Source organism: Pasteurella dagmatis, assembly GCF_900186835.1.
Lineage (GTDB): Bacteria > Pseudomonadota > Gammaproteobacteria > Enterobacterales > Pasteurellaceae > Pasteurella > Pasteurella dagmatis.
Window position 1 is genome coordinate 811,982 of sequence record NZ_LT906448.1, and the last position, 20,756, is coordinate 832,737.

Genomic DNA, 20,756 nt, shown 5'->3' on the forward strand with positions numbered 1-20,756 from the left:
TTTAGGTTACCTTATGATGAAAATCTCACGAAAAAAAAGCATTTCTGCGTTAATTTTGACCGCACTTTTTTGTGGATTATTCATTTTAGTGACTCGTTTATTTCCCTATTATCCTCTAAAAGATCATTTCCCATACTCCACCGCAGTTTATGATGAAAACCAGAATTTATTACGTTTAACTACTGCCAAAGATGAAAAATACCGTCTTTGGGTGCCACTTGAGGACATTTCGCCACAACTGATTGATGCGGTACTTTTTCAAGAAGATGATTGGTTTTATTGGCATTTCGGTGTAAACCCTTATGGATTACTGCGTGGTGCTTGGCAAACCTATGTATTAGGCAACTCTCCTCAAGGTGGATCAACGATCACAATGCAGCTTGCTCGCGTGCTATGGAATATTGATAGTCGTGGCGTGTTCGGCAAAATAGAACAAATTTTTAGAGCTATTCAGCTTGAAATTCGCTATTCTAAAAAAGAGATTTTAGAGGCATATTTTAATTTTGCACCTTATGGTAGAAATATTGAAGGTGCTGGCACTGCAAGTCTAATTTACTTTAATAAAGCGAATAATAAGATTAATTTAGCAGAAGCGATGACTTTAGCAATCTTACCTAAAAACCCGAATCGTTATATTCGTCACGCTAATGAAATGCTTAATCCAGCACTTTTGCAAGCACGTAACAACCTCTATCAACGTTGGTTAGAAAAATATCCTGCCGATAAAAAATGGCAATCTGATTTTCGTTTAAATTATGGTTTACGCCCGATCGAAAAATTACCTTTTTTGGCACCGCACTTTGTTGATCAACTTTTACAACAATACCCAGAAAAACATGATATTCACAGTACACTCAATCTTGCACAACAACGTTTAATTGAACGGATTACTACTCGTTATCTAGCACAACACAATATCAAAGGAATTAAAAATGCTGCAGTATTGTTAGTTGATAACAGAAATATGGCAGTTAAAGCCTTAATAGGTTCAGGAGATTATTTTAATGATAGTATCTCAGGACAAATTAACGGCACAGCTATTTCACGCTCTTATGGTTCAACATTAAAACCCTTTATTTATGCATTAGCCTTTGATCAAGGTTTAGCTCACGGGAAAACTGTTTTAAAAGACTTACCCACTTCCTTTGGTGATTATCAGCCAGAAAATTATGAAGGCAATTTTTTAGGACCAGTGAGTATTACTCAAGCATTATTACAAAGTCGCAATATTCCAGCCATAGATATGGCAAAACAGCTATCCCCTGATTTATATGATTTATTACAGCAAGCGAATATTGTCTTGCCAAAAGAGAAAAAACATTACGGGTTATCTTTAGTTTTAGGTGGCGCAGAAATCAGTATGCAGCAATTATCCACTTTATACGCTGCACTCGCTAACCAAGGGCAATGGCGACCGTTGCATTGGTTGATTGATGACCCAACAAGTATAGGGAAAAGCCTATTTAGCCCAGAAAGTGCGGTGATGATTCACGATATTTTGCGTCAAAACACAAGAACGGATGTCCAAAATAAAGCGATCAAAACACCGTTACCACTCTATTGGAAAACTGGCACATCAAATGGATTAAGAGATGCTTGGACAGCCGGTTATTTCGGCAATTACACCTTAATTGTATGGTTTGGGAATTTTGATAACCAAAATAATCCCCATTTTGTTGGACGAAAATTAGCTACGCCGTTGTTTTTACAACTAGCTGATGCGTTAATTTCCACTGAACCACAAATGAAAGATCTTAAAAAACCAGAAAATTTGAATTTGAAAGAAGTGCCAGTGTGCGCAGCAGATGGGCAATTGCCGAACCAATATTGCCAACATCAAGTCAATACGTTATTTATTCCGGGTAAATCGCCGATAAAAGTGAGTCAGCTTTATCAAGCATTTCAGGTAATTAAAAATAGCGATATGTTGGCCTGCAAACCTTATTCGGATAGTAGCGAACAAAAAATATATGAAATGTGGTCAAGTGATTTTCAAAAGCTTTTCGCTCAAGCTGGCATAATGAAACGCTCGCCGATAGCGAATCTGCAATGCCCTTACGAGCAACAAACGAACGCATTGCAAGCGCTATATGAAAATAATCCTAAAATAACAAGCCCTTTAATTCAGAGAAATTATTATATTCAGCCTCATCAAGATCAAAAAGGTATTGCACTTTCTGCTGTTGCAGCAGGTAATGTCAAAACACTATTTTGGTTTGTAAATAATGCTTTTCTCGGTGAAACGTCTCCAAATCAACCTTTATTTTGGCGACCAAAATCTGCAAGATATTACAATATTTCAGTTACCGATGATCAAGGTAGAACCAGTTCTGTTACTATTTCTGTTCGTATGAAAAACCACTAAAAAAGCACCGCACTTTATAGAATTTAGTGAGGTGCTTGAACAAGACTTGAAGATGAAATTTAATTAAAGTGTTCTAAACCATATTGATATAGCGCATTCTTCTTATAACCGTATAATTCAGCTACAATTGCAGAGGCTTTTTTCAATGGCAATTCTTCAGTCAGTAATTTCAAAGCCTTAATCGCTTGAAGATTAATCTCTTCCTCTTCTTGCTTTGGTTTGCCCTCAATAATTAATACCATTTCTCCTTTGGTACGATTCGCATCTTCCTGTAACCATTGGCGCAAATTTGCTACTGAATCCCCTCTGATAGTTTCCCAAGTTTTGGTAATTTCTCGTGCAAGTACCACATAACGTTCTCCACCTAGGACTTGTTCAACATCAGCTAAGGTATCTAAAATGCGGTGAGTCGACTCATAAAAGATTAAAGTGCGGTCTTCTTCTACTAAATTTTGTAATTTGTCGCATCTTGCTTTTGTTTTAGCCGGTAAGAAACCTTCAAAACAAAAACGATCAGACGCAATCCCAGAAGCGCAAAGTGCAGTAATTGCAGCACAAGCCCCCGGCACCGGTACTACTTTTATGCCCGCTTGACGACATTGACGTACCAGATGATAACCGGGATCGCTAATTAGTGGTGTCCCCGCATCAGAAATTAACGCAATATTATTTCCTTGTTGTAATTTATCAACTAATAAATGTGCCTTTTGCTGCTCATTATGATCGTGCAAAGCAAAAAATGGTTTTTTAATACCATAATGAGTTAATAATAAACCGCTATGACGAGTATCTTCAGCGGCGATTAAATCAACCTCTTGTAAGACGCTCAAAGCACGCTGTGTAATATCTTGTAAATTCCCAATTGGCGTAGCGACAATATATAAAATTCCTGTTAAATTATTCATTTAATACTTCTTTTATTTGCTTTTAGTATGTGAGATAAGTAAGATCGTTACTATTGTTGTTAACAAACGGAGTAATTATGACTATTCTATTACAACACCTTAATTTTAAAAATCGATTAATGCCTTTTTTATTCACTCTTTTTCTAGCTGGTTGTACTACAACCTTTTTTGGTGGTGGATTAACTAACTTATTAAAAAGTGATGCAAATGCAAGTTCAGATTTTTATATGAACAAAGTTTATCAAACTCAAGACAAACAAGATCAACAAACTTACAAACTTTTAGCTGCACGAGTATTACTCACTGAAAATAAAATTCCTCAAGCACAAGCCCTACTTGCTGAATTAATTGACTTAAATGAAGAACAATTATTGGACAAATCAATTATTGAGGCCAATATTTCTGCATTAAAGCAACAAAACACGCTTGCTGATAGCCAATTAAAGAAAATTAATCTAAGTTTATTAAGCAAATCGCAAATGGCTCGTTACTATAGTGTCGTAGCACGCATTGCTGAGAACCGTTACGATGCAATCGAGGCAGTGAAAGCACGAATTAAAATGGGTCAACTATTAACAGATGTACAAAGAAAACAAGCGAATATTGACCGCACTTGGAACTTATTACGCAACACTAATCGCGGTGTCATTAATAATACAAATGCTAGTGGCAATATTGAGTTAGGTGGTTGGTTAGCTTTAACACGTACTTATAACGAAAACTTAAATAACCCTGCTGTGCTTAGCCAAGCTATTCAACAATGGAAAGCGTCTTACCCAAATCATTCAGCAGCCTATTTATTCCCAACGGAATTACAAAGTTTATTTAATTTCCAACAAACAAACTTATCACAAGTAGCACTTCTTTTACCTCTAAGTGGCAATGCGCAATTAATAGGCAACACGGTGAAAGCCGGCTTTGATGCGGTTAAAGATGATAAAATGGCTAATGTACAAGTCTTTGACTCTATGGTTGCTCCAATGGACACCGTTTTTGAACAAGTGAAACAAGCAGGCATTAGAAGTGTTGTTGGTCCATTATTAAAACAAAATGTAGATGTGATTTTAAACAATGCATCACTTGTACAAGGCTTAGATGTTTTAGCATTAAACTCAACATCAAATGAACGTGCAATAGGTCAGCTTTGCTACTATGGTTTATCCCCAGAAGATGAGGCAGAGTCAGCAGCAAACAAAATGTGGAAAGATGGCGTGCGCAATCCTTTAGTGTTTGTACCACAAAGCGATTTAGGTCAACGTACAGCTTCAGCTTATAACATTCGCTGGCAACAATTAGCAGCGACTGATGCAAATATCAAATTTTATAATCAACCAGCAGATATCGCTTATGCTTTACAAGAAGGTGCTGAAGCAGCTTATATTATTGCAATGAGTGAACAATTAGCTGAAATTAAAACAAATATTGATAACAGTGGACGTAATATTAAATTGTATGCGAGCTCACGTAGCAACTCTGCCAATAATGGACCAGAATATCGTTTATTAATGGAGGGCTTAAAATTTAGTGACTTGCCTTTCTTTAAAGATACAACTTCGACACAATATAAGCGTATTGAAAGTTTAACTAAAGGTGACTACTCATTGATGCGTTTATATGCGATGGGTTCCGATGCATGGTTATTAATTAATCATTTCAATGAGCTACGTCAAGTACCTGGTTATAACATAGATGGTTTAACAGGTAAATTAAGTGCTGGTTCAAACTGTAATATTGAACGTGATATGACATGGTTCCAATATCAGAATGGTGGCATTGTTCCACTCAATTAAAGATGCTCTCATTAAAACGTCAACAAGGGGCGAGATTTGAACAACAAGCTCGCCTTTTTTTAGAATCTCAAGGCCTCAAATTTATTGCTGCGAATCAATACTTTAAATGTGGTGAACTTGATCTTATTATGCAAGATCAAACTACAATCGTGTTTGTTGAAGTTCGGCAGCGTAAAAAGGCTTGTTTTGGTACAGCGGTAGAAAGTGTTGATTGGCAAAAACAACAAAAATGGATAGATGCGGCAAACCTTTGGTTAGCACAACAAAATCTAAGTTTAGAAGATGCTGATTGCCGTTTTGATTTAATTGCTTTTGGAGCAACAACAAAAGAAATTAAATGGATTCCTAATTTTCTTGATTAAAAAACTATGTTAGAAAAATTAAAAGATTTATACACCGAAAGTATTCAAACTCAAATTTCAGCTTCCAGTTTATTACCTGAAACTATCGCTCAAGCTGCTAAATCAATCGTTGATTGCTTATTGCAAGGCAAAAAAATCATTGTTTGTGGTAATGGTCGCTCTTATATCAATGCTCAATTATTTGTGGCTAATCTCTTAAACCGCTATGAACTGACTCGCCCTAGTTTTCCTTCCGTATTATTAAGCTTAGATAGTGCGGTCAATTCTGCAATAGTTTTAGATCAAACAAGTGATACTCTATTTCAACGCCAGTTTAATGCTGTTGCACAAGAAGGCGATATTTTTGTGGTATTTTCCCCTCTAGCACATAATGAAGAAATGGTTACAAATGCGATTAATAGCGCAGTTAATAAAGCGATCAGGGTGATTGTTTTCACTGGTGCAAGTAATGACCATATTCAAGGCTTTCTTACTGAAAATGATTTGGAAATTGCTATACCTGCAACCAAAGAAAGCCGTATTATTGAAGGTCACTGTTTCATTGTGAATACAATTTGTGAATTGATTGATCATGCTTTGTTTTCACATCCATAACTTGACAAGGCAATAAAATTCAACAAAACTACATAAAAAATAAACTAAAGGAGAAAGTCGATGCAAATGAAAAACTTAAAAACCTTAGCGCTTATTTTAGGTAGTGCTATTGTGTTACAAGGTTGTGTTGCTGCAACAATTGCAGGTACTGCTGCGGTAGCGACGAAAGTTGCAACGGATCCTCGAACCGTGGGTACACAAATTGACGACGAAGCACTAGAAGAAAAAGTGCGTTTAGCTATTCGTAAAGATGAACAAGTAAAATCTGAAGCTCGCATTAACATCGTTTCTTACAGTGGACGTGTTTTACTCATTGGCCAAGCACCAAATCCAAATGTTGCTGAAGTTGCAACAAGCCTAGCAAAAGGAGTGGAAGGAGTTAATGACGTTTATAATCAAATCCGTCCTGAACCTAAAATTAGCTTCCCACAAATTGCAAAAGATAGCTGGATTACGACTGAAGTAAAATCGAAAATGTTATTGGATTCACGTGTAAAAACCAGCGATGTGAAAGTTATCACCGAAAATGGTGAAGTGTTCTTAATGGGTAACTTAACTCAGGCACAAGCAGATGCAGCAGCTGATTTAGCACGCAATATTGCAGGTGTAAAGAAAGTAGTTAAAGTGATTCATTATTTGAACTAATTGTTTCCCTGGCTAATAAAAAGTGCGGTGAATATTTTAAAAAATTCACCGCACTTTTTATTTACTAATCACAACCCTTTATTTACTAAATATCGCTCGACTGTATCAACAATCGCTTGTGTTTGAGGGTCAATCTCAATGTTCACTTGGCTACCCACTTTGCGTTGTCCAATTAAAGTTCTAGTCAGTGTTTCGGGAATTAAGTTTACACAGAATTGATTTTCCTTCACTTCACCAATCGTTAAGCTAATCCCATCAATCGCAATAAAGCCTTTTGGTAACACATACTTCATCGTGTCACTATTCGGTAATTCAAACCAAATTTGGCAATTATTTTCGCTACGTATTACATCAACAACAGTTGCAGTGCAATATACGTGCCCAGATAAAATATGACCGCCAATTTCACTCCCCATCTGCATTGCACGCTCAATATTAACAAGATCCCCTGTCTTTAACTCACCAAGATTTGTAATACGCAATGTTTCTGCCATTAGATCAAAACTAACTAAATCGCCATTAATTTCAGTAACTGTTAAGCAAACCCCATTATTTGCTACTGAAGCACCTATTTCTAAAGCATTGAGTAATTCTTGTGGCATTTTTACTATCTGTGTTCTAAAATTGGTTTTCTCTATGATTGACACAATTTGTGCAGTGCCTTGAACAATACCTGTAAACATTAGTCATCTCTCTTTTAAATAAAAAAACCTCGCTATTATAGCAAACTTGAGTATTTTATGAAGTTAACAAATTTTAAAGACTATCAAACTGAGTCTAAAAAGCTGATTTTGATTGCCCTACCTATTTTATTTGCTCAAATTGCACAAAACTCAATGGGCTTAGTGGATACTATTATGTCTGGACGTGTGAGTTCCGCTGATATGGCAGCTGTTTCTGTTGGCGCATCAATTTGGTTCCCACTCGTATTATTTGGTCACGGTTTATTGTTAGCCTTACCACCGACAATATCTTATCTCAATGGTTCTGGTAAACGTGATCAAATTGCGCATCAAGTAAGACAAGGAATTTGGATCATCATTTTTAGCTGTATTCCTCTGGGTTTACTTATTTATTACAGCAATTTAGTTTTTGACTTAATGGAAGTGGAAGAACATCTCAAAGAAATCACAATCGGTTATTTACATGCAATGATTTGGGGATTACCTGCCTATTTATTAATGATTAATTTCCGCTGTCTTAATGATGGTATAGCTAAAACAAAACCTGCAATGGTGATTGCTTTTTTAGGCTTAGCACTCAATATTCCACTTAACTACATTTTTATTTACGGTAAATTAGGCGTGCCAGCATTCGGTGCTGTGGGTTGTGGAATAGCAACAGCAATTGTCAATTGGTTTATGTGTATTTTAATGATTTCTTACTGTGTTAAAGCTCGAAATCAACGTGACTTAAATTTATTTAGCAAAATTATTGAAAAACCAAATCTAGTCACACTTAAAAAACTCTTAAATTTGGGCTTCCCTATTGCTGTTGCCCTATTTTGTGAAGTAGCTCTTTTTGCATTAACGGCATTGCTACTTTCACCTTTAGGTACAAAAATTGTAGCAAGCCATCAAATTGCTTTAAATACCAGCTCTTTCATCTTTATGTTGCCAATGTCTTTAGGAATGGCTGCGACAATTTTAGTTGGGCAACGGTTAGGGGAAGGCAGTGCAGATAAAGCTAAAAAAGTCTCTTATATCGCCCTTATTGTAGGTTTAGCGATTGCCGTTATTACTGCACTTATTACCATTTTACTACGTACTGAAATTGCCCATATTTTTGTGCGAGATCCAGAAGTTATTGCAATGGCTGGTTCACTTTTATTATTGGCCGCCTTATATCAATTTTCAGACACAATCCAAGTGGTATCTGGTGGTGTATTACGTGGCTATAAAGATACTAAAGCCATCTTGTGCATTACTCTATTCTGCTATTGGATTGTAGGAATGCCTATTGGTTATACGCTTGCAAGAACTGACATTGTAATGCCGGCACTCGGTGCTGAAGGTTTCTGGATTGGATTTGTGGTGAGTTTAACTATCGCTGCGGTGCTATTAATGCATCGAATGTACAAAATTCAAGCGCAACCAGATGATATTTTATTTAGCAAATTGGAGAGAATTAAATAATGAAATCAATCATTAATGTTGGTATCGCAGGTTTTGGAATGTCTGCTAAAATATTCCATTGCCCATTTCTTCATCTTGACTCACGTTTTCAACTCAAAAAAGTTTTTGAACGCAACAGCAAAAATGCTAAACAATACTACCCTTACGTTGATGTAGTACATCAATTTGATGAGCTTTTAACAGAAGATATTGATTTAGTGATCATCACTACACCAAACCAAACGCATTATGAGTTTGCGAAACAAGCTATTCTTGCTAGCAAAAATGTAATTGTAGAAAAACCAATTACTATTCATTCACAACAAGCATTGGAACTGGCTCAATTGGCTGAAAAACAAAATGTGACGCTGTCAGTATATCAAAACCGTCGCTGGGATAATGGAGCTTTAACTGTTAAAAAATTAATTAATGAAAATATATTAGGCGACATAGTTGAATATGAAATCCGCTTTGAGCGTTTTAGCCCAAATAAAAATCCTAAAGCGTGGAAAGAAACTGGTGAGCTTGGCACTGGTCTCGTTTATGATTTGGGCGTACACCTCATTGATCATGTTGTAGATTTATTTGGAGTCCCTATCTCACTTTATGCTGATGTGGTAAAACAAAACCCCAATAGTGGCAGCGATGATTTTTTCCGTATCACTTTTTACTATGAAGGTAAACGAGTGATTATGTCTGCAACAAAGTTTGCGCGAGAATCTGCTCCACATATTATATTGCAAGGTAAAAAAGGCTCGTATTTGCAACCTAAAGTGGATAATCAAGAAGCGTTACTGATTAAGGGTATAGAGCCTAAAGGCAATTGGAATAAACTTCCGCAAGAGCAATGGGGTATTTTACATACTGAAATTGAAAATGAAGTTATAAGAAAAAAAATTGAACCAGAGTTAGGTAATTATCAAGCATATTACAATAATATTTACGACAGTATTTGTAATGATTTACCGTTAAAAGTGACAGCGCAACAAGCGTATATTGTGTTACAACTCATTGAAAAAGTGTATGAAAGTGCAAAGTGCGGTCAAAAATTACTAATAAATTTATAAAATGGAATAAAAAACGGTGTCTAATTTAAGTTAGACACCGTTTTTATTACTCAAAGAACAGATTACTCAACAACAAGTGTACGGCAAGTATTTGTACCACTTGCTAATAATTCATCACCTTGTGTTAATAAGACTAAATCACCAGATACTAAGAAACCTTTCTCTTTCAATAGTTGGATTGCTAATGCTGCACCTTTTGAAGTACGGCTGATATCATCAAAGTAAATAGGTGTCACACCACGATATAATGCACATAAATTCAAGGCATCTTGGTTACGAGATAATGCAAAGATTGGTAAACCTGAACTAATGCGTGACATTAATAATGCTGTGCGGCCAGTATGTGTCATTGCGATAATTGCTGCTACACCTTTCATATGGTTAGCTGCATACATCGCAGACATTGCAACAGACTCTTCGATTGAATCAAATTGGATTTCCATACGGTGACGAGATACGTTAATACTAGGCATTTTTTCTGCACCCAAACATACTTTCGCCATTGTAGATACTGTTTCTGATGGATATTGACCTGCTGCTGTTTCAGCAGAAAGCATTACAGCATCTGTACCATCTAATACAGCGTTCGCAACGTCCATTACTTCTGCTCGTGTTGGCATTGGGTTGCTGATCATTGACTCCATCATTTGAGTCGCTGTAATTACAACGCGGTTTAATTGGCGAGCTCGACGAATTAATTTTTTCTGTACACCAACTAATTCAGGATCACCAATTTCAACTCCTAAGTCACCACGAGCAACCATAATTACGTCTGATGCTAAAATGATGTCGTCCATTGCTTCTGTTGTTGCAACTGTTTCTGCTCGCTCTACTTTAGCTACAATTTTTGCTTTTAAGCCAGCTGCTTCAGCAAGCTCACGTGCATAATTTAAGTCAGCACTAGAACGAGGGAAAGAGACAGCTAAGTAATCAACACCAATTTTCGCAGCTAATAAGATATCGTTTTTATCTTTTTCAGTTAATGCATCAGCAGACAAACCACCGCCTAACTTATTAATACCTTTATTATTTGATAAAGGTCCACCAACTGTAACTTCAGTAAATACTTTTGCACCTTCTGTTGATAATACTTTTAATTGAACGCGACCATCATCTAATAATAAAATATCACCAGGAACAACATCTTGTGGTAATGTTTTGTAATCTAAACCAACGCTTTCTTGTGAGCCTTCACCTTTTGGCAATTCAGCATCAAGGATAAATTTATCACCAATATTTAAGAAAATTTTGCCGTCTTTAAAAGTAGAAACGCGAATTTTAGGACCTTGTAAATCACCAAGAATTGCAACTGTTTTACCTAATTTTTTTGCAATTTCACGTACACGTTCCGCACGCCCCATATGATCTTCAGGTGAACCGTGAGAGAAGTTCATACGCACAACGTTTGCACCAGCAGCAATGATTTTTTCTAAATTATTACCACGATCTGTTGATGGTCCCATCGTACATACAATCTTTGTTCTTCTTAGTCTTCTAGACATTACCTACTCCGTAAAATTATTTATGATACACAATTATTGTTCCCGAATTCTTAACCTATTCAGGTTGAGAAAAAACTGGTCATATTATACGCCTAAAATAAAATTAGATCGAGATCACAAATTTGAAAATACCCATTTTAGATAAGGGAAAATGCCTATTTTTTTGACATTCAATAATTAAAACGAAAAAAAGTCTTGTTTTGTCAAAAAAAAACTTATATGATTCCCACACTTTTCAAGTGCAACTATAGCTCAGTTGGTTAGAGCACCACCTTGACATGGTGGGGGTCACTGGTTCGAGTCCAGCTAGTTGCACCATCTCTCCCTTTCATACCTCCTCATAACTCATCAAAAAGCCTTATAAATACTAGATAAAACAGCATTTTTCTTATATTCTACCCCTCACCACTAAACGCTTTAAAACGTATTTAATCAGCTATTTTAGTAACTATCTTAGTAACTACGGCAAAAATACTATCTTTTCATAGTTACTATAAAAGGGAGAATTTATGGCTAGAACAACTAAACCACTTACCAATACAGAAGTTAATAAAGCTAAAGCAAGAGATAAACCTTATACCTTAACTGATGGTAACGGCTTATTCTTATTGATTATGCCTAGTGGAGTTAAAACTTGGCAATTTAACTACTATAGACCCATAACAAAAAAGAGAGCTAAATTTAGCTTAGGTGCTTATCCTAATTTAACCATCGCCCAAGCTCGTGCTAAACGTGAAGAATATAGAGCGCTACTCGCACAAGGCATTGATCCACAACTTCACAAGCAAGAACAAGAATTAAAACAACAAGCAGAAAACACAAATACGCTTTTAAACATTGCTCACCGCTGGAAAGAAAAAAGATCCAAAGAGGTTGAGCCTTTGACCATGGAAAAAAACTGGAAACGACTAGAAAACCATTTATTCCCAATTCTGGGGCATTATCCTATTGATCAAATTACTTCACCTATTTTGATTGATGCCGTAAAACCACTTAATGAACAAGGGTTCAACGATACACTTCATAGAATAATCAACCTTACTAATCAGATCTTAAATTACGCTGTCACTATTGGACTTTTACCCTTCAATAGCTGTGTAAAAGCCTCTGATGCTTATCACAAAGAAGAACAAACAAATCATCCAGCTATCTCCTACAAAGAGTTAGCAACGCTACTAAAAGATTTTCAGGAATCAAATAGGGATTACTTAACAAAAGTATTATTCCGCTGGCAATTACTATCTATGGTAAGACCAGCGGAGGCGGTAAGTGCAGAATGGTCTGAAATTGATTTTGATAAAAAGTTATGGGTTATTCCAGCTATAAAAATGAAGAAAACTAGACAGGGACAATTTGATCACACCGTGCCACTCTCTAGCCAAATGATATCAATTCTCCAAGAATTAAAACCTATTACTGGTGTGTGTAAATATGTTTTCCCTCATTATAGTTTGCCTAATCGCTCTATGAGTAAAGAAACTATTACTAAAGCGCTACGTGATATTGGTTATCAAGGTAAACAAGATTCACATGGCTTGCGTTCTATCGGTAGAACTTATTTAGAAGATCAGAATGTAGATTTTAGATTAGCTGAAACTTGTTTAGCACATCGAGTAGGAGATAAAACGAGTCGAGCATATAACAGGGCTAAATATATAGAATTAAGGCGACCAGTGATGCAACTTTGGGGCGACTATGTAGAAAAATGTTCTCCTAAATAACAAATAAAGTGTGCTGTGCGTAAAAATTTATAAAAATAGTCTTCACCTCTTCATAGTCATCATTTTTATCTATAAATCAATATGTTATAGTGTGAAGACTTATTTTAAGTCTTCACAACAAGTGTTCACATAAGCAAGAAAAGGGGCTATTTGCCCCTTTATTCCTTTTCGATTTCTATTTATTTCTTCATTACATCAGTAAAGAAAACATTAAAATCTCTAAAATGAATATTTGTTCTCATTCCCTCTCTTACTTTATCTTTTTTAAATGGATGCTCATTACCATGTTATTTTATTGCCTGTTCAATACCTGCAACAAAAGTATTTAAACCAAGCTCTTTTAAATTATATGCTGCGGCATAAGCTAAATAAGCGGGGTAAAGGTGAGTTTGTATTCTATTCTCTCCCATTGTTCGAGTACCAATATAGCACCATTTCACTTTCCAAAACCATCCCCAAAAGCCCAAAATTTCAGCGAAACACAGTAATAGAGATAAACAACGCTAAAGTAAAAGACTATTCCCTATCAGATGGTCAAAGTTCTTTTTTGTTAGAAAAAGCAACTCGAAAAAATATAGCATTTCCAATACTACAGACCATTCTCAAAAAAACGTTTATGAGCTTAGGTTATTATCCAGAGATATTGCTTTCTGATGCGAGAAATAAGAGAGATGAATATCGTGCTTTATTATCTAAAGATATAGTTCCACAAGACCATAAACTGAAAGTCGCACAACAAAAACTACAAAAGAAAGAGTTTACTCTTTCAACCATTGCTAAAGGTTGGCTTATATTAAGAGAAAATGAAGTAAAAGCTGGAAAGTTGAAACAAGATACTTATGAAGATGAATGTTAAACAATAATATACTTTACTTCTAACTTCCTACTCATTACTATATACAAAGGTAAATTTACCTAGTAAATCATTAGTTTATTATTGCCACACATGGAACGTTATTATGAAAATTAACACATTACTTTTAACAACATTGTCAGTTCTTCCTGCTTTTGCAATAGCACAAACTGGTCAATTTAATTTTTATGGCAAAGCAGGGATTGATTTGACTTCTCGTTTTGAGTCAGTAGAAATAGCACCTTCAATAAGAAATCATTTTCTTAATACTACCGCTATCACATCAAAGAAAAATACATTCTCACCAAGCATTTTTTTAGAATCTACATATAACATATTACCCCAAACAGAAATTGGTGTTGGGATAGGTTATATTAAACGTAAAGGATTCAATCATACAGCTTCTGCAACTTTTCCAAACACAGCTTATCCAAACAATAATGCTACTCGTACTGTTACAGAAAAATTCAAAATAAATCGCTATTCCTCTATTCCTGTTTATTTAGCCCTTAAACAGAATTATCCTCTTAACCAAAATACAACATTGTATTTCAATGGTAATTTAGGTTATTCCTTTAATAAAATACGTAATAATACTACATACGATATAAAAGATTCCTCCCCTATCCTAAGTTATTCTAGAATATTTAATCTAAAAATTAAAAATGGACTTTATTGGGGTTTAGGCATGGGTATAGAGTACAAGTCATTCTTAGTTGATATTGGATATTATCACACCAATTCTTCTATCAATGTTATAGGTATTTACAACGGAGAAGAATATGAGTCAGGATATCACTCATACAAAAATGATGCACTACGCTTCTCTATTGGTTTTAAATTCTAATAAATAACCTAATCTTTATATAACCCAAAGCCGTTTTAATAACGGCTTTTTGTGTCTAAAATTTGAAGGGTATCGTTCACTTAAAAATAAAAGTATCACATCGTGAATAAACAGTACTCTCTGTTTTCCATAAAAAAACACCGTTTATCTTTATACAAACGGTGTTTTTAATGAATTATGAAATTACGACTCTTCGCCAAACAATTTTAGTTCACGAAGGCGAACTTGTTTTTTCAGAATATCTAAAAATTCTTCAATAGTGAATGTGCCAAGGTCTGCACCTTTACGAGTACGAACTGCCACCTTGCCCGCTTCAATTTCTTTATCACCACAAACGAGCATATATGGAACACGGCGTAAGGTATGTTCGCGGATTTTAAAGCCAATTTTTTCGTTACGTAAATCTGATTTCACGCGTAGACCTGCGTCAGATAAAGTCTTCACCACTTTTTGTACATATTCAGATTGTGAATCAGTAATATTCATCACGACTGCTTGTGTTGGTGCTAACCATGCTGGGAAGAAACCTGCGTATTCTTCAGTAATAATACCAATAAAACGCTCAATCGAACCTAAAATCGCGCGGTGAATCATTACTGGAGTACGGCGATCGTTATCTTCTGCAACATAAGATGCATTTAAGCGACCTGGTAATGCAAAGTCTAACTGAATTGTACCGCACTGCCACTCACGATCTAAACTATCACGTAATGCAAATTCAATTTTCGGACCATAGAATGCCCCCTCACCTTCTTGAATTTCATACTCAAGACCGTTATGTGCTAATGCTGCTGCAAGACCAGCTTCTGCACGCTCCCACATTTCATCTGCACCAATACGTTTTTCTGGACGAGTTGACAGTTTCACCTGAATATTCTCAAAACCAAAAGTGCTATAAATGTCATAAACCATTTTGATACAAGAGGTTACTTCGCTTTCAATTTGATCTTCAGTACAAAAAATGTGTGCATCATCTTGAGTGAAACCTCGTACACGCATTAAACCGTGTAGTGAACCAGACGGTTCATTACGATGACAAGAACCAAATTCAGCCATACGGATTGGTAAATCACGATATGATTTCAAACCTTGATTAAAAATTTGAACGTGACCTGGACAGTTCATTGGTTTGATCGCATATTCACGATTTTCTGATTGTGTCGTGAACATTAAGTCACCGTAGTTTTGCCAGTGACCTGTTTTTTCCCACAACACGCGATCCATCATAAATGGACCTTTTACTTCCTGATAATCGTATTCTTTTAATTTAGTACGAACAAAAGTTTCAAGTTCGCGGAAAATTGTCCAACCGTCATTGTGCCAAAACACCATGCCCGGAGCCTCTTCTTGCATATGATATAAATCTAATGCTTTACCAATTTTACGGTGGTCACGTTTTGCCGCTTCTTCTAAACGCGTTAAATATTCGCTTAGCTGCTTTTTATCAGCCCAAGCTGTACCATAGATACGCTGTAACATTTTATTTTTACTGTCACCACGCCAGTATGCCCCTGCCACTTTCATCAATTTGAAATGATGACAAAAACGCATATTTGGTACATGTGGACCTCGACACATATCGATATATTCTTCGTGATGATAAAGTGCAGGTGTGTCACAACGAGCAATGTTTTCATCTAAAATTGCCATTTTATATGGCTCACTACGTTGTTCAAAAGTATCACGAGCCTCCTGCCAACTCACCACTTTTTTCACTACATCATAATTAGTTTTAGCTAGATCAAGCATACGTTTTTCTAACGCATCTAAATCTTCTTGCGTTAAAGAGCGGTCTAAATCAACATCATAATAAAAACCGTTCTCGATTGTTGGACCAATCGCCATTTTCACATTTGGGAATAATTGCTTAATTGCGTGACCCAATAAGTGCGCACAAGAGTGACGAATGATTTCTAAACCGTCTTCATCTTTTGCGGTAATAATCTCTAGGCTACTGTCATTTGTGATAACGTCACAAGCATCTTTACGCTCGCCATTCACTCGACCAGCAATACAAGCTTTTGCAAGACCAGCACCAATGCTAGCTGCAACATCCATCACAGAAACAGGTTGTTCAAACTGACGCTGTGAACCGTCAGGCAAAGTAATAATAGGCATACATTTTCCTTTACAGTGGTAACCCATACGAGAGGTTACTTGTTTTGACTAAAATTTCTCAAAAATAAACCGCACTTTAGGCTCATTCCTACTCTGAATAAGACAAAAGTGCGGTAGAAAATTCTAGCATATTTCATTTTGATTGGCGATTTAGATTTGAACAAATCAAACAAAGATTGTCGATAATTCCACATTTTGGTGATTTAACTATAATTAATCGTTCACATTTATAGCAAGTCGTTATAAATTAAAACCCGAAGTTCTTTTGTCCATTCTATCAAGTTATTTTAATATAGCCCTTTATATTGCTGAAGCGCTATTTCACAACGAGGAGGCTCAATGAAATTAACCACAAAACTTTCTTTAATTGCGGCAGGCTTACTTGCCATTAACACCGCTCAAGCTGCTAATAAAACCTTTATTAACTGCGTAAGCCGTGCGCCAAGTAGCTTTAGCCCAGCACTCATTATGGAAGGTATTTCTTATAATGCCAGCTCACAACAAGTCTATAATCGTTTGATTGAGTTTAAACGTGGTTCAACAGATATTGAGCCGGCCCTTGCCGAAAACTGGCAAATTAGTGATGATGGCTTAACTTACACCTTTAATTTACGCAAAGGGGTTAAATTCCATACAACAAAAGAATATCAACCAAGTCGAGAATTTAATGCTGATGACGTAATTTTCTCTTTCCATCGACAATTAGATAAAACTCACCCTTATCATTCTGTATCCAAAGGCACTTATCCCTACTTCAATGCGATGAAGTTTCCAAAGCTGTTGAAATCCGTTGAAAAAGTTGATGATTACACCGTTAAAATTACATTGAACAAACCCGATGCTACATTTTTAGCCAGTTTAGGAATGGATTTTATCTCGATCTACTCTGCTGAATATGCTGACAAAATGATGAAAGCAGGTACACCTGAAAAAATCGATACAACACCAATTGGTACGGGTCCTTTCATCTTTACAGGCTATCAACTTGAGCAAAAAATCCGTTTCTTAGCCAACCCAGAATATTGGAAACCGAAAGCAGAAATTGACCGCTTAATTTTTGATATCGTGCCTGATGCAAGCACTCGCTATGCAAAATTACAAGCTGGTAGTTGCCACATGATCGATTTCCCTAATATTGCTGATTTAGCCAAAATGAAAGACGATCCTAAAGTGCAATTAATGTCAAAAGAAGGCTTAAATATTGCATATGTCGCATTTAATACTGAAAAACCACCATTTGATAATGTGAAAGTCCGTCAAGCATTAAACTATGCGACAGATAAACAAGCTATTATCGACGTTGTTTATCAAGGTGCTGGCGTAATAGCGAAGAATATCTTGCCACCAACTATTTGGAGCTATAATGATGCCATTCAAGACTATCCTTTTGATATCGAAAAAGCGAAAAAGCTTTTAACTGAAGCAGGTTATCCAAACGGCTTTGAAACTGAAATTTGGGTACAGCCTGTAGTACGTTCTTCCAATCCAAACCCTCGCCGTATGGCAGAAGTCATCCAAAGCGACTGGGCAAAAGCTGGAGTGAAAGCAAAATTAGTCAGCTACGAGTGGGGTGATTACATTAAACGCACCAAGGCAGGCGAGCTCACCGCTGGCACTTACGGTTGGTCAGGTGATAATGGCGATCCTGATAACTTCTTATCGCCACTATTAGGCAGTGAAAATATTGGCAATAGCAACTACGCACGCTGGAGCAACGCTGAATTTGATGCATTATTAAATAAAGCGATTAGCTTATCTAGCCAAGCGGAACGAGCAGAGCTATACAAAAAAGCTCAAGTGATTGCGAAGGAACAAGCCCCTTGGATCACTATTGCACACTCAATCACTAACACGGCTCTTAGCCCTCGCGTGAAAGACTATAAACAAAGCCCATTTGGTTATAGCTACTTCTATGGCACTAAGCTAGAAGATTAAAAAATTTGTAAAAAATACCGCACTTTAGGAATAAAGTGCGGTTTGTTTTTAGAAAAGATAAATGAAAGTCAGCAAGAAAAATCATATTGATTTGAAATGATATAGCTGTATATTCAATTTAGGAGACAGACTGTACCCCTTGTATCTTTTCATTGCTCAAATTCTTATTATTAGATAACTTCTTTTCTCTGAGCTCTCGTTGAAGAACTTTAAGCTAAAAAGAATAGACTACATCAAATTTCCGTTTTTCTGTTTTCTCTGGTACTTGAAAAACGACTTGTGATACATCGCCGGTATAATAACGAGTAACCTGCGTATAACGTTTTTTCTCATCAACTTCAGGTGGAAATGGCTGGCGAGTTTGGAAAAATTGTCTGATTGCACTTTCTTCGGCTTTAATTTTGCCTTGAGTAACTTGATGATGCGCTTCTTTAAACAAATTCGCTAATTGGCGATGATATAACTTTTCACTTTCAGTTAATAATGGTTCTGTTTTTAAATTAATACCGGATAATGCTCTACCATCTTGATATATTCCATGAACAATCACATTTTCAACCATTTCCGTTGGTAAACGATATACCACCGCATTGCCAATAATTTTCATAAGTTTTATATCCCCTAATTGGGAGTGAATTGTCATAGGAATATCTTTAACTAAGTAGGATTTATATTGTGTTAATGGTAACTCTACCTGAAAAGAAATTTGTTTTATGGGTTTGTATACATCAAACGCAACTTGTGTGTATTCACTATCTTTTGTTGCATAAACTGCTTTCTCAATTTCAGATAAATAATGCTCAAATAATTCGCCATCAAGATTTTTATCTTCAAAAATTTTTGAAGGTGAAAAATAGTCAAAATGAGTTTCTTGAGTTCCGTCGGTGAATTCAATACTTGTTGGTGTAAAAAGGGGGTGCAATTGTGGATTTTGCATAAAATAATCCATTTCTAACCCAAGTAATTCCGCTAATTTGGCCGATTCTTTCGGAATATTCAGAAAATAATAAGATCCTTTAAATGTGATGGTTGATTGTTTTTGAGTAAAAAAACTTTGTAATTGGTTGATATCAATTTCAATTTGGTTCGAAAGTGCAACAAAATTATGTTTATCTGCCGGATTAAATACATTTTGAGGCTGTTGCGGGACAAATTCTAAGGGCGTGAGCGAATCGCTGTTCGCTATTTTTTCCATATATTCTCGTGAAGCTTGCAAATTTGCCAAAGCACGTTGTTTTTCTTCTAAAGGGGTGGCATTCGCGCCAAAAGAGGTTAATAAGCACAATCCCAATAGATAAGTTATCTTTTTCACCATATTCATACCTTCCTCAGAAATAAAGCTCACTTGTTATATATAAAATACTTTGTTTATCATCTACTATTATTCATCAATAAGACACTATAAACACTATCGTGAAAACTTCATAAAAAACAGACCGCACTTTGAAAGTTTTAGGGTTATAAAACGTAAGTTTAATTATATACAAATACGTATATAGGAAAAGTAGCACTTGGAAGGATGACAAAATAGCTAAAAAGACTGCTATAAATAATCTTAAGATATATGAGATGAGCCCTATAATTAGTATAAAAAACTCTTATTATAAAAAAAGCCTATCAAGTAGGCTGTTCTTCGTTCAAATTTATTTTCTATCATTAGAATCTGGCAGGAGGAAAACAATATTTGTAAATGCAATAATAAATCCTAAAATACCAAATGGAATAAGAATGAATAGTGCCATATATATATCGTTATAAGAAAATAATAGAGATAAATATACAAATATTGTATGACAAATCAAAACAATGTAGATATTATCTTGAGTATATCTACGCCAACAACAAACTAGTGCAGATAGTAATGCAGCGATAGTTTCCATACCCGACACCCAAAGACTGTAGTCTCTAAATAAAAGTAATTGAATCAAGATAGGAAGT

The 20,756-nt window shown here is 35.8% G+C and carries 16 protein-coding genes and 1 tRNA gene; 12 read left to right on the forward strand and 5 right to left on the reverse strand.

The features are described 5' to 3' along the window. Window positions 1–13: 13 nt before the first annotated feature. A complete protein-coding gene (pbpC, locus tag CKV78_RS03755) occupies window positions 14–2,365 on the forward strand; it encodes a penicillin-binding protein 1C (RefSeq protein WP_407946521.1) in 2,352 nt (783 codons plus the stop codon). A gap of 59 nt (window positions 2,366–2,424) precedes the next feature. On the opposite strand, the gene rsmI is transcribed toward pbpC, so the two are convergent. After that, the gene (gene rsmI / locus CKV78_RS03760) at window positions 2,425–3,270 is read right to left on the reverse strand and encodes a 16S rRNA (cytidine(1402)-2'-O)-methyltransferase (protein WP_005762163.1); all 846 of its coding nucleotides are present in this window, start codon (window positions 3,268–3,270) and stop codon (window positions 2,425–2,427) included. A 77-nt stretch (window positions 3,271–3,347) separates the two neighbouring features. On the opposite strand from rsmI, the gene CKV78_RS03765 reads away from it, so the two are divergent. The 4 genes from CKV78_RS03765 to dolP are packed head-to-tail and all read left to right on the forward strand — an operon-like array spanning window position 3,348 to window position 6,661. Then, complete coding sequence (locus CKV78_RS03765) at window positions 3,348–5,060, forward strand: penicillin-binding protein activator (RefSeq protein ID WP_005762164.1); 1,713 nt, start codon at window positions 3,348–3,350, stop codon at window positions 5,058–5,060. 2 nt (window positions 5,061–5,062) lie between these two features. Further along, complete coding sequence (locus CKV78_RS03770) at window positions 5,063–5,422, forward strand: YraN family protein (RefSeq protein WP_005762165.1); 360 nt, start codon at window positions 5,063–5,065, stop codon at window positions 5,420–5,422. A 6-nt stretch (window positions 5,423–5,428) separates the two neighbouring features. After that, entirely contained in the window at window positions 5,429–6,016 is a 588-nt protein-coding gene (locus CKV78_RS03775) for a D-sedoheptulose-7-phosphate isomerase (RefSeq protein ID WP_005762166.1), read from the forward strand. 60 nt (window positions 6,017–6,076) lie between these two features. After that, complete coding sequence (gene dolP / locus CKV78_RS03780) at window positions 6,077–6,661, forward strand: division/outer membrane stress-associated lipid-binding lipoprotein (RefSeq protein ID WP_005762167.1); 585 nt, start codon at window positions 6,077–6,079, stop codon at window positions 6,659–6,661. 68 nt (window positions 6,662–6,729) lie between these two features. Here the strand turns inward: dolP and CKV78_RS03785 are convergent, their stop codons facing one another. Next, on the reverse strand, window positions 6,730–7,344 hold the full coding sequence (locus tag CKV78_RS03785; RefSeq protein ID WP_005762169.1) for a riboflavin synthase: 615 nt from the start codon (window positions 7,342–7,344) through the stop codon (window positions 6,730–6,732). Between the two features lie 57 nt (window positions 7,345–7,401). Here CKV78_RS03785 and CKV78_RS03790 point away from each other — a divergent pair, with 57 nt between their 5' ends. Together CKV78_RS03790 and CKV78_RS03795 are read left to right on the forward strand one after the other, a co-directional pair. After that, window positions 7,402–8,796, forward strand: a complete 1,395-nt coding sequence (locus tag CKV78_RS03790; protein WP_005762170.1) for an MATE family efflux transporter — start codon at window positions 7,402–7,404, stop codon at window positions 8,794–8,796. Next, on the forward strand, window positions 8,796–9,842 hold the full coding sequence (locus CKV78_RS03795) for a Gfo/Idh/MocA family oxidoreductase (RefSeq protein ID WP_005762171.1): 1,047 nt from the start codon (window positions 8,796–8,798) through the stop codon (window positions 9,840–9,842). Before CKV78_RS03790 ends, CKV78_RS03795 begins: the two co-directional genes overlap by 1 nt. Window positions 9,843–9,904: 62 nt before the next feature. On the opposite strand, the gene pyk is transcribed toward CKV78_RS03795, so the two are convergent. Continuing rightward, entirely contained in the window at window positions 9,905–11,344 is a 1,440-nt protein-coding gene (gene pyk, locus CKV78_RS03800) for a pyruvate kinase (RefSeq protein WP_081442232.1), read from the reverse strand. A gap of 241 nt (window positions 11,345–11,585) precedes the next feature. On the opposite strand from pyk, the gene CKV78_RS03805 reads away from it, so the two are divergent. The 4 genes from CKV78_RS03805 to CKV78_RS03825 all read left to right on the forward strand — a co-directional run bounded on the left by CKV78_RS03805 (window position 11,586) and on the right by CKV78_RS03825 (window position 14,765). Next, window positions 11,586–11,662: transfer RNA gene (locus tag CKV78_RS03805), tRNA-Val, on the forward strand. A 191-nt stretch (window positions 11,663–11,853) separates the two neighbouring features. After that, window positions 11,854–13,065, forward strand: coding sequence for a tyrosine-type recombinase/integrase (locus CKV78_RS03810; RefSeq protein WP_005762173.1), 1,212 nt, complete (start codon window positions 11,854–11,856; stop codon window positions 13,063–13,065). A 268-nt stretch (window positions 13,066–13,333) separates the two neighbouring features. After that, window positions 13,334–13,921: an integrase arm-type DNA-binding domain-containing protein gene (locus CKV78_RS10695; protein WP_005762174.1), complete on the forward strand. Its 588-nt coding sequence runs from the start codon at window positions 13,334–13,336 to the stop codon at window positions 13,919–13,921. Between the two features lie 103 nt (window positions 13,922–14,024). Continuing rightward, window positions 14,025–14,765 carry an outer membrane beta-barrel protein gene (locus tag CKV78_RS03825; RefSeq protein WP_005762175.1) on the forward strand — a complete coding sequence of 247 codons (741 nt, stop codon included), beginning with the start codon at window positions 14,025–14,027 and terminating at the stop codon, window positions 14,763–14,765. Between the two features lie 183 nt (window positions 14,766–14,948). On the opposite strand, the gene thrS is transcribed toward CKV78_RS03825, so the two are convergent. Continuing rightward, a complete protein-coding gene (gene thrS / locus CKV78_RS03830; RefSeq protein ID WP_005762177.1) occupies window positions 14,949–16,883 on the reverse strand; it encodes a threonine--tRNA ligase in 1,935 nt (644 codons plus the stop codon). A 339-nt stretch (window positions 16,884–17,222) separates the two neighbouring features. Here thrS and CKV78_RS03835 point away from each other — a divergent pair, with 339 nt between their 5' ends. Beyond that, window positions 17,223–18,818 (forward strand): ABC transporter substrate-binding protein, encoded by a 1,596-nt coding sequence (locus CKV78_RS03835; RefSeq protein ID WP_005762179.1) that lies wholly within the window; start codon window positions 17,223–17,225, stop codon window positions 18,816–18,818. Between the two features lie 214 nt (window positions 18,819–19,032). On the opposite strand, the gene CKV78_RS03840 is transcribed toward CKV78_RS03835, so the two are convergent. After that, a complete protein-coding gene (locus CKV78_RS03840; protein ID WP_095075283.1) occupies window positions 19,033–20,139 on the reverse strand; it encodes a hypothetical protein in 1,107 nt (368 codons plus the stop codon). Between the last annotated feature and the right edge of the window lie 617 nt (window positions 20,140–20,756).